The following is a 341-nucleotide window of genomic DNA, read 5'->3' as shown; positions in this document are numbered from 1 at the left end:
GCCGTTGAGGCCGCCCGCGCCGTGGACGCCGTGGTCATCATCGACGAGGCCTACCACTACTTCTACCCGAACACCTTCATCGACCTGACGCCAACCTACGACAATGTCATCGTGCTGCGCACGTTCTCGAAGCTGTTCTCCCTGGCCGCGCTGCGCCTGGGTGTCATCATCTCGAATCCCGAGATCATCCACTACGTGAACAACGCGCGCCTCACCTTCGACGCCACCGCCCTGGCCCTCCTGTTCGCCGAGCGCATCCTGGATCATCCCGAGATCATCGACGAGCTGGTGGCCACCGCCGTGGAGGGTCGCCAGTGGGCCGTGGACGAGCTGGCCGCCCG

At 65.1% G+C, this 341-nt stretch carries 1 protein-coding gene; it reads left to right on the top strand.

Annotation, left to right across the window (positions count from 1 at the left end; translation table 11 throughout):
* Positions 1 to 341, top strand: a 341-nt coding sequence (locus PZH32_RS11920) for an aminotransferase class I/II-fold pyridoxal phosphate-dependent enzyme (RefSeq protein WP_275208472.1), incomplete at both ends; no start/stop codon positions are given.

The sequence above is a fragment of the Adlercreutzia equolifaciens genome, assembly GCF_029076695.1.
Taxonomy (GTDB): domain Bacteria; phylum Actinomycetota; class Coriobacteriia; order Coriobacteriales; family Eggerthellaceae; genus Adlercreutzia; species Adlercreutzia equolifaciens_A.
Note: the sequence above shows the minus strand (reverse complement) of the source record. Positions and strands in the feature narration are given on the sequence as shown.